Origin of the sequence: Streptomyces mayonensis, from assembly GCF_018982965.1 — a bacterium.
Classification (GTDB): Bacteria; Actinomycetota; Actinomycetes; order Streptomycetales; family Streptomycetaceae; genus Streptomyces; species Streptomyces mayonensis.
The window spans coordinates 1-9,580 of record NZ_JACBYP010000186.1 but is presented as its reverse complement, the minus strand read 5'-3'; the positions used below and the strand labels follow the sequence as shown (position 1 = coordinate 9,580).

The window sequence follows — 9,580 nt, the reverse complement described above, 5'->3', positions numbered from 1 at the left end:
CCCATGAACACCACCCCCCTCGACTCCGAAACCCCCCGCGACCTCGTCGGCATCGGCATCGGCCCCTTCAACCTCTCCCTCGCGGCCCTCGCCGACCCCCTCACCGGCCTGAACACCGTCTTCTACGACCAGCGCCCCGCCTTCCACTGGCACCCAGGCCTGCTCATCGACGACGCCCGCCTCCAGGTGCCCTTCCTCGCCGACCTCGTCACCCTCGCCGACCCCGCCAGCCCCTGGAGCTTCCTCAGCCACCTCAGGGCCAGAGAACGCCTCTACCCCTTCTACTTCGCCGAACGCTTCCACATCCGCCGCGCCGAATACGACGCCTACTGCCGCTGGGTCGCCGAAGGCCTGCCCACCCTCCGCTTCCACCACCAGGTCGACGCCGTCCGCTGGAACCCCGAACGCACCCTCTTCGAAGTCGACTACACCCAACTCGACGCCGACGGAGAGGCCGAAGCCCTCGGCCGCACCCACACCCGCAACGTCGTCCTCGGCGTCGGCACCGAACCCCACGTACCCGACCCGCTCCAGCCCCTCGTCGAGGACCCCCGCGTCCCCGTCGTCCACGCCGCCGACTACCTGGCCCACCGCGACACCCTCCGCGCCGCCGGACACGTCACCGTCATCGGCACCGGACAGTCCGGCGCCGAAATCTTCCTCGACCTGCTCCGCCACCGGCCCGCAGGCCAGGAACGCCTGCACTGGCTCGGCCGCACCGAGGCCATCGCCCCCATGGAGTACTCCAAGCTCGGCCTCGAACACTTCACCCCCGACTACACCCGCTACTTCCACGGCCTGGCCGAACCGGTCCGCGACCGCCTCGTCGCCGCCCAGTGGCAACTGCACAAGGGCATCGACGCCGACACCACCGCCGCCATCCACGACGAGCTCTACCGCCGCACCCTCGACGGCGGCTGGCCCGACACCGTCCTCACCCCCGGCGTCCACGTCCGCACCGCCGGCCGCATCGCCGCCACCCAGATCGAACTCCACCTGGAACACGAACAGCAGAAAACCCGCTCCCGCCTCACCACCGACGCCGTCGTCCTCGCCACCGGCTACCGCGAACGCCCCCTCGGCCGCATCCTGGCCGGCCTCGACCCCTACATGCGGCGCGACAGCTCCGAACGCCCCCGCATCGACGACCGCTACCGCCTCCTCCTCGACCCCGGCGTCACCGGCTCCGTCTACGTCCAGAACGCCGAAACCCACACCCACGGCGTCGGCGCACCCGACCTCGGCCTCGCCGCCTGGCGCAGCGCCACCATCCTCAACGACCTGACCGGGCAGGAACCGTACCCCCTGCCCGGCCGCACCGCCTTCACCACCTTCGGACTGCAGAACGGACGACCCCAGATCCCGACCGCACGCGACCACCGGACGCTCACACCCCTGGCGGACGGCGCCTGAAGCCGCCCCACGCCGTCGCGGGGCGGACGGCTCAGAACACCGGCGTACCCTCCCGCGTCAGCGACCAGTCCACCGACGCGAAGTCCGCCGGATCCAGCACGCCCTTCTCGGTCGCCCACTCCGCGATCCGCGTCCGGATCTCCGTCGACTCCGACCACAGCTCCTGGGCCGACGCCACATGCGGGAAGTCACCGCCGCCGTTGGCCCGGTAGTTGTTCACCGCCAGCACGAACCGCGCCGCATCGTCCAGCGGCACACCGTCGTACGCCAGATTACGGATCCGCGAACCCGGCGCCCGCGCGATGTCGATCTCGTACGTCAGCCCCGACACATAGTCGTAGTTGTAGTCCGGACGGCCGTCCGCGTTCGTCAGCTTCTCCACGTCCACCGGCGCACCCGCCGCCGTCTGCACGTAGTACTCCGCCGAGTACTCCAGGTACGCCCGCACCTCGGCACCCGTCAGCAGCTTCGCCACCAGCGTGTTGTCGTACACGTACAGACTCGACAGGTCCCGGATCGTCACGTCGCCCGCCGGAATCTGAGAGGTCCGCGAGAAGGGCGACGCCTGCGCCAGGACCGGCAGCGACGCGTGCTCCGTACCGGCCAGCGCCTCCCTGACCACATCCTCCTGCACCCTCGTGATCAGATCGATGATCGGGGCGTCCTTGTACCGCGCCTCCACCGTCGTCAGCGTCTCGGTGGCGGTACCGACCACCTGGTTGACGTACTCCACCACCTTCGCGTGCTCGTCCGACAGCAGCCGGGTGATCCGCTCGTCGTCCGCCACGTCCGCGGAGTCCCGCAGCGACGCCCGGACCGACTCGACCCGCCAGCGACCCCGCTCGAAAACCAGCTCGAAGTCGAACAGGGTCAGCCGCTCCGCGAAACACAGCGGCTCCGACAGCACGACCGTCCTCCCCGTCTCCTCGTTGACGACCTTCAGCTCGGCGATCTCCTCGTGCGCGTGCCCGACCAGGATCGCGTCGATGCCCGGCACCTGCCGCGCCACATTGGCCGCCGCGTTCTCGACGTACGGCACCTGGTCACCGTACGAGGACGTCCCCGACGAACCCGAGTGCGCCGACACCACCACCACGTCCGCACCCATCGACCGCAGCTTCGGCACCCACTTCGCCGCCTGCTCCTCCAGACCCGGGAAGGCCAGCTTCCCCTGCACATACGCCTTGTCCCAGATCGCGATACCCGGGTTGGTCAGCCCCAGCACCGCCACCCTCACCGGCGGCGCGCCCTTCACCCGGAAGGTCTTCATGAAGTACGGCGGGAACGCGGGCCTCAGCGTCTTCGCGTCCACCGCGTTGGCGCCGAGCAGCGGGAAGTCGCACTGCTCCTCGAACCTGCGCAGCGTCTCGATGCCGTAGTTGAACTCGTGGTTGCCGAGCGCCACCGCGTCGTAGCCGATGGCGTTCATCGCCCGCGCCATCGGGTGCACCGGGCCGCCCTCGGCGGTGATCGGATCGACCTTGGCGTAGTAGTACGTCAGCGGGGTGCCCTGAATGGTGTCGCCCGCGTCGAGAAGCAGCGTGTTGTGGCGGCCCTTCTCCTCACGGACCTGGTTCACCAGGGTCGAGACACGGGCCAGGCCCTGCGCGTTGCCCGCCTCGTCCGTGTACTCGGCGTCCTTGAAGTAGTCCCAGTTGAAGACGTGCCCGTGCAGGTCGGTGGTGCCCAGCACGGTCAGCGCGTACCGCTTCTTCTTGTGACCCATGTGTCCCTTGTGCCCCTGCTGGGCCGGGACCGCCGCCTCGGCCGCCGGGGCCGCCGCCGCGCCGGCCAGCGCCACCCCCGCCCCCGTCACGGCGGACCTGCTCAGGAACTTCCGGCGGTTCAGGGGCATGACGGGCTCTCCTCGACGGCGCGTGCGAACAGTAGTGGGATGCATAGGGCAACGCGCGTAGATTCTGTCCTGAACACGTCGCCTGTCAAGGGCGAAAGCCCATTGGAACGCTCATCAGAGCGGCGCCCCGCACAATTCAACACTTGTCAATAACCCTTTACTCAAAGGTTGTTGAGTGGTCATGCGTCGCCAATTCGCTACCCGGCAGTAAGTCATAGGCTCGACCCATGCGCCGAGCAAAGATCGTCTGTACCCTTGGGCCCGCCACCGACTCCTACGACCAGATCAAGGACCTGGTCGACGCCGGAATGGACATCGCCCGCTTCAACTTCAGCCACGGCAGCCACGCCGAGCACGAGGAGCGGTACCAGCGCGTCCGCAAGGCGTCCGACGAGACCGGCCGCAGCGTCGGCACCCTCGCCGACCTTCAGGGCCCGAAGATCCGCCTCGGCCACTTCCACGAAGGCCCCGTACTCCTTGAACACGGCGACACCTTCACCATCACCGTCGAAGAAGGCATCGACGGCGACCGCCACCTCTGCGGCACCACCTACGCAGGCCTCGCCGCCGACGTCACCCCCGGCGAACGCATCCTCGTCGACGACGGCAAAGTCTGCCTCGAAGTCACCGACGTCGACGGCCCACGCGTCCACACCAAGGTCGTCGAAGGCGGCATGGTCTCCGACCACAAGGGCCTCAACCTGCCCGGCGTCGCCGTCTCCGTCCCCGCCCTGTCCAAAAAGGACGAGGACGACCTCCGCTTCGCCCTCCGCAACGGCTTCGACGTCGTCGCCCTCTCCTTCGTCCGCAGTGGACACGACGTCCTCGACGTCCACCGCATCATGGACGAAGAGGGCCGCCGCCTCCCCGTCATCGCCAAGGTCGAAAAACCACAGGCCGTGGAGAACATCGAAGACATCGTCGCCGCCTTCGACGGCATCATGGTCGCCCGGGGCGACCTCGGCGTCGAAATGCCCCTGGAACAGGTGCCGATCGTCCAGAAACGCGCCGTCAAGCTGGCCAAGCGCAACGCCAAACCGGTCATCGTCGCCACCCAGATGCTCGACTCGATGATCGACAACGCCCGCCCGACCCGCGCCGAGGCCTCCGACGTCGCCAACGCCGTCATCGACGGCACCGACGCGGTGATGCTCTCCGGCGAGACCAGCGTCGGCAAGCACGCGACCGACACCGTGCGCACCATGGCCCGCATCGTCGAAGCCGCCGAAGAGGACATCCTCGCCAAGGGCCTCCCCCCGCTGACCGACCACAACAAGCCCCGCACCCAGGGCGGCGCCGTCGCCCGCGCCGCCGCCGAGATGGGCGACTTCCTCGGCGCCAAGTTCCTGGTCGCCTTCACCCAGTCCGGCGACACGGTCCGCCGCCTCTCCCGCTACCGCTCACCCATCCCGCTCCTGGCCTTCACCCCCGAGCCGGCCACCCGCTCACAGCTCAGCCTGACCTGGGGCGTGGAAACCTTCCTCGGCCCGCACGTCGACTCCACGGACGCGATGGTCCGCCAGGTCGACGAACTCCTCACCCGCTACGGCCGCTGCGAAGAGGGCGACACCGTGGTCATCACCGCAGGCTCCCCGCCGGGGGTCTCGGGCACCACGAACCTGGTACGCGTGCACCACATCGGGGAGGACGACAGCCCCGAGTAATCAGTACTTGGGCCCGACATGAGCGTCCATGAGAGCAACGGACGCTTTACGGGCGACAGAGATGTTGAAGGGGTCGCTGCCGCGCGCGAGAGTGGTCCACTCGACGCCGACCGTGTCGAGGGCGCCGGTGAACAGTCCGCGGATGTCGTCCGACTTGTTGCTGAAGAAGTAGCGCGGGTATTCGTAGCGCTTGGGCACGCCGTTGACGATCTTCGTGGTCCAGTTGGTGATGCGGCAGCCGTCGGAGTGGATGAGGCCCCGGATGAACTCCCAGGGGTGAGCGCCAACGATGATCTGCTGCCAGGGAGCGAGGGCGATGCGGCGCTCGTGCTTCTTGCCGGGGCCGTGTTGGGGGAAGAGGCAAGGCCAGTGGCTGTTGTAGCCGACCACGGACGTGTACCCGACGGCTTGGACACGCGACGCCTTCCCGCTGGGATTGATGGCCTTGACGGCGGCAACGCACTCGTCAGTGAGGCCGGGCCAGGCATCGGCGCACGCGATGCGGAGGAAGTAGCCCGACCGCATGCCGGGGCTGATGCAGCCGTCGCCGAGGTAGAGGCCGAGCAGGTACGCGTATGCCGCCTCGTTCTCGGGCGTCTCGGTTTTCGGACCACACAGTGAGCACGAGGTTTTCCTTACCCGCGGTAGGGGCTCGATGCGTGTTTGCCACGAGCGGATGGCGGCGCGGGATACGCCTGTTTCCCTGCTGACGGAGTTCAGGCTTCTTCCCTGTGCCACCAGCGCCAGTGCTCGCTTGCGTGTGCTCACGTCGTACATGCGGCAACTCTGCGGGCGTGCAGGTCGCGACACGCAGCAGAAAGCGGATGTTCACGAGAACGTGCACATCCGCTTTTCGGTAAGAACCTTGGAAACCAAGGAAAAGTGCCCCGGGTCGGACTCGAACCGACACTGTATGGGTTTTGAATCCATTGCCTGCTGCCAGATTGGGCTACCGGGGCCCGCAGATTCCAAGGTCGTCCCTGACCCTCTGCGCGTCTAGCCTACCGCAGCTAGGTAGGCTCTTGTCAGCAGTACCCCTGCCCCGAACGAGGAGCTCACGTGACCGCCCCCGAGTCGCCCCAGCCCGATGATGTGAACGACGACGACAAGTCGCACGTTCCTCCGCTGACGACCCGTGTCGTCATCGCCGAGGACGAGGCGCTCATCCGGCTCGATCTGAAAGAGATGCTGGAGGAGGAGGGGTACTCCGTCGTCGGTGAGGCCGGTGACGGGGAGCAGGCCGTGGAGCTGGCCCGCGAGCACCGCCCGGACCTGGTGATTCTCGATGTGAAGATGCCCAAAATGGACGGCATCTCCGCGGCCGAGAAGATCGCCGAGGAGAGCATCGCGCCGGTGCTGATGCTGACCGCGTTCTCCCAGCGCGACCTGGTGGAGCGGGCGCGTGACGCCGGGGCGATGGCGTATCTGGTGAAGCCGTTCAGCAAGAGTGACGTGGTGCCGGCGATCGAGATGGCGGTGTCGCGGTTCACGGAGCTGAAGACGCTGGAGAAGGAGGTCGCCGACCTCAGTCAGCGGTTGGAGACCAGGAAGCTGGTGGACCGGGCGAAGTCGGTGTTGCAGACGCAGTACGGGCTGACCGAGCCGGCCGCGTTCCGGTGGATTCAGAAGACGTCGATGGACCGGCGGATGTCGATGCAGCAGGTGGCCGAGGCGGTCATCCAGGATGCCGAGGAGAAGAAGGCGTCCAAGGGCTGAGGCCTGTCTGGTGTACGGCGAGGCCCGCGTCCCCCTGATGGGGGGCGCGGGCCTCGCCGTGCGGTCAGTCCTCGCCGAGGTAGGCCTTGCGGACCGATTCGTCGTGGAGCAGGTCCTGGCCGGTGCCGGACAGGACGATGTTGCCTGTTTCCATGACGTGGCCGTGGTCGGCGAGGGAGAGGGCGGCCTGTGCGTTCTGTTCGACGAGCAGGATGGTGGTGCCCTGGGATTTCAGTTCGGCGATCGTTGCCATGATCTTCTGCATCATGATCGGTGACAGGCCCATGGAGGGTTCGTCGAGCATGAGGAGTTTGGGCTGGGACATGAGGGCGCGGCCCATGGCGAGCATTTGCTGTTCGCCGCCGGAGAGGGTGCCTGCTGCTTGTTTGCGGCGTTCTCCGAGGATGGGGAAGAGGTCGTAGGCGCGCTGGATGTCCTTGTCGATGCCTGGCCGGTCGTTGCGCAGGAAGGCGCCGAGGCGGAGGTTGTCCTCGATCGTCATGCGCGGGAAGATGTGCCGGCCTTCGGGTGAGTGGGCGAGGCCGAGGGAGACGATCTGGTGGGCGGGGGTCTTCTTGAGGGATCTGCCGTTGAACCTGATTTGTCCGCCGACGGGTTTGAGCAGGCCGGACAGGGTGCGCAGGGTGGTGGTTTTGCCGGCGCCGTTGGTGCCGATGAGGGTGACGACTTCGCCTGCGTCGACGGTGAAGGAGATGCCTTTGACGGCTTCGATCTTGCCGTAGGCGACGCGGAGGTCTTCGACCTCGAGGAGTGCGGTCATCGGTCGTTCTCCTTGCCGGCCGCGGTGTCCGTGGTGGTGTCGGCGGCGGCCTCGGCGGCCTCGACTTCGGCGGCTTCTGCGGCGCCGGGGTCGTTTTCGAGGGGTTCGCCGAGGTAGGCGGCGATGACGCGTTCGTCGCCCTGGACGGTGGCGCTGTCGCCTTCTACGAGTTTCTGGCCCTGGACGAGGACGGCGACGCGGTCGCAGAGGTTGAAGATGAACCGCATGTCGTGCTCGATGACGAGGACGGCGATGCCCTGGTCGCGGATGGCGAAGACGAGTTCTTCGGTGGCGCGGGTCTCCTGGGGGTTCATGCCGGCGGTGGGTTCGTCCAGGAGGAGCAGCCCGGGTTCGCTGGCGAGGGCGCGGGCGATCTCGAGCTTGCGCTGTTCGCCGTAGGGCAGGTTGCGTGCGAGGTGGTCGGCTTTGGCGGAGAGGCCGACGAACTCGAGGAGTTCCAGGGCGCGTTCGCGTGAGGCTTTTTCTGCTTTGTGGAAGCCGGGGCCGCGCAGTACGGCGGACCAGAAGCCTTCTTTGGTGCGGGTGTGGCGGCCGACGAGGACGTTTTCCAGGACTGTCATGTTGGAGAACAGGCGGATGTTCTGGAAGGTGCGGGCGATGCCTGCGGCGGTGACTTTGAAGGATTTGGCGGGCAGGACGCGGTTTTTGTAGCGGACTTCGCCTTCGGTGGGGATGTAGAGGCCGGTGAGGCAGTTGAAGAAGGTGGTTTTTCCGGCGCCGTTGGGTCCGATGAGGCCGACGATCTCGCCGCTGCTGACGGTGAGGTCGACGTTGTTGACTGCGGTGAGTCCGCCGAAGCGCATGGTGACGCCGCGGGCGTCGAGGATGGTGGTGCCGGTGGTGTTCGGTGTGGCGCCGGTGGTTGTGGTGTCGGTGGTCATGGTCAGGCCCCTGTCTTGCTCAGGGTGGTGGGCGCTTCGGCTTCTTCGTGGAACTCCAGCTTGCGGCGGCGGTTGGCGATGAGTCCTTCGGGGCGGAAGCGCATGAGCAGGACGAGTGCGAGGCCGAAGGCGAAGAGCTGGTAGTCGTCGAGGAACTGGAGTTTGTTGGGGATGAGGAAGAGGAGTGAGGCGCCGATGAGGGGGCCTGCGATGGTGCCCATGCCGCCGAGTACGACGGCGGCGAGCAGGAATGCGGAGTTGGGTGGGGTGGTGCCGGCGAAGAGGTATTGCTCGGGGGTGACGGTGTAGGTGACGTGGGCTTGGACGGTGCCGGCGAGTCCGGCGAGTGAGGCGCCGACGGCGAAGGCGATGAGTTTGACGCGGAAGCCGTTGATGCCCATGGCGAGTGCGGCGGTTTCGTCTTCGCGGATGGCGACCCAGGCGCGGCCGATGCGGGAGTCGCCGCTGCGTCGGAAGACGAGGACGACGACGGCCGTGATGATGAGCATGAGGAAGAAGTAGTTGGCGAATCGGCCGATGGTGAAGCTGCCGATGTCGTGGGGGAGCCCCATGTCGAAGCCGAGGATTTCGAGGTCGGGGATGGAGGAGATGCCGTTGGATCCGTTGGTGACGTCGGGTCCGGAGGTGCCGTCCAGGTTGTTGGCGGTGATGCGGAAGATTTCGCCGAAGCCGAGGGTGACGATGGCGAGGTAGTCGCCGCGCAGTCGCAGGGTGGGGGCGCCGATGAGGACGCCGAAGATGAGGGAGGCGGCTGCTCCGACGAGTACGGCGCCCCAGAAGGGGAGGTGGAGGTCGAAGGGGGAGCTGGGGGAGCCGGAGACCATGGAGGCGGCGTAGGCGCCTACGCCGAGGAAGGCGACGTAGCCGAGGTCGAGGAGGCCGGCGAGGCCGACGACGATGTTGAGGCCGAGGGCGACGGTGGCGAAGATGAGGATGTAGACGCCGATGGTGGCGTACTGGTCGTCGGACTGGGTGAAGGGGAAGCAGGCTGCTGCGATGAATGCGCCGCAGACGGTGATGTTCTGGTGGCGTGCGGTGATTTCGGAGATCTGGGCGATGAGGCCGGATTTGTTGAGGGCGGCGAAGCTGAAGCCGGCGGTGATCAGGAATCCGACGAACAGTTCGTCGTATTCGGTGCCGATGCCGTAGGTGAAGACGAACAGGCCGACGGCGAGGACGGCGACGATGACGAGGATTTCGGCGTAGGAGGGGAGGGGGCGCAGGGGGC

The 9,580-nt window shown here is 67.2% G+C and carries 8 protein-coding genes and 1 tRNA gene; 3 read left to right on the top strand and 6 right to left on the bottom strand.

Annotated features, from left to right (window positions below):
- Positions 1-3 precede the first annotated feature (3 nt).
- The gene (locus HZS56_RS36160; RefSeq protein WP_216725046.1) at positions 4-1,413 is read left to right on the top strand and encodes a lysine N(6)-hydroxylase/L-ornithine N(5)-oxygenase family protein; all 1,410 of its coding nucleotides are present in this window, start codon (positions 4-6) and stop codon (positions 1,411-1,413) included.
- Between the two features lie 31 nt (positions 1,414-1,444).
- On the opposite strand, the gene HZS56_RS36155 is transcribed toward HZS56_RS36160, so the two are convergent.
- Entirely contained in the window at positions 1,445-3,268 is a 1,824-nt protein-coding gene (locus HZS56_RS36155; protein ID WP_216725045.1) for a bifunctional metallophosphatase/5'-nucleotidase, read from the bottom strand.
- Between the two features lie 227 nt (positions 3,269-3,495).
- On the opposite strand from HZS56_RS36155, the gene pyk reads away from it, so the two are divergent.
- Positions 3,496-4,932, top strand: a complete 1,437-nt coding sequence (pyk, locus tag HZS56_RS36150; protein WP_216725044.1) for a pyruvate kinase — start codon at positions 3,496-3,498, stop codon at positions 4,930-4,932.
- Here pyk and HZS56_RS36145 read toward each other — a convergent pair whose 3' ends face one another.
- Both HZS56_RS36145 and HZS56_RS36140 read right to left on the bottom strand, forming a co-directional pair.
- A complete protein-coding gene (locus HZS56_RS36145) occupies positions 4,933-5,709 on the bottom strand; it encodes a helix-turn-helix domain containing protein (protein WP_216725043.1) in 777 nt (258 codons plus the stop codon).
- 106 nt (positions 5,710-5,815) lie between these two features.
- Positions 5,816-5,891, bottom strand: a tRNA-Leu gene (locus tag HZS56_RS36140).
- 100 nt (positions 5,892-5,991) lie between these two features.
- Between HZS56_RS36140 and HZS56_RS36135 the strand changes: the two genes are divergently transcribed.
- The gene (locus tag HZS56_RS36135) at positions 5,992-6,648 is read left to right on the top strand and encodes an ANTAR domain-containing response regulator (RefSeq protein ID WP_216725042.1); all 657 of its coding nucleotides are present in this window, start codon (positions 5,992-5,994) and stop codon (positions 6,646-6,648) included.
- Positions 6,649-6,712: 64 nt separating this feature from the next.
- Here the strand turns inward: HZS56_RS36135 and HZS56_RS36130 are convergent, their stop codons facing one another.
- The 3 genes from HZS56_RS36130 to HZS56_RS36120 all read right to left on the bottom strand — a co-directional run.
- Positions 6,713-7,429, bottom strand: a complete 717-nt coding sequence (locus tag HZS56_RS36130; protein ID WP_216725041.1) for an ABC transporter ATP-binding protein — start codon at positions 7,427-7,429, stop codon at positions 6,713-6,715.
- Complete coding sequence (locus HZS56_RS36125) at positions 7,426-8,331, bottom strand: ABC transporter ATP-binding protein (protein WP_216725040.1); 906 nt, start codon at positions 8,329-8,331, stop codon at positions 7,426-7,428. Before HZS56_RS36125 ends, HZS56_RS36130 begins: the two co-directional genes overlap by 4 nt.
- A gap of 2 nt (positions 8,332-8,333) precedes the next feature.
- Positions 8,334-9,580: branched-chain amino acid ABC transporter permease (locus HZS56_RS36120; RefSeq protein WP_216725039.1), on the bottom strand; the 1,247-nt coding region annotated here is incomplete at its 5' end.

Coding starts and splice junctions, on each gene's coding strand:
- HZS56_RS36160 (WP_216725046.1), top strand. CDS start 4: ATGAACACCACCCCCCTCGACTCCGAAACCCCCCGCGACCTCGTCGGC.
- HZS56_RS36125 (WP_216725040.1), bottom strand. CDS start 8,331: ATGACCACCGACACCACAACCACCGGCGCCACACCGAACACCACCGGC.
- HZS56_RS36155 (WP_216725045.1), bottom strand. CDS start 3,268: ATGCCCCTGAACCGCCGGAAGTTCCTGAGCAGGTCCGCCGTGACGGGG.
- pyk (WP_216725044.1), top strand. CDS start 3,496: ATGCGCCGAGCAAAGATCGTCTGTACCCTTGGGCCCGCCACCGACTCC.
- HZS56_RS36130 (WP_216725041.1), bottom strand. CDS start 7,429: ATGACCGCACTCCTCGAGGTCGAAGACCTCCGCGTCGCCTACGGCAAG.
- HZS56_RS36145 (WP_216725043.1), bottom strand. CDS start 5,709: ATGTACGACGTGAGCACACGCAAGCGAGCACTGGCGCTGGTGGCACAG.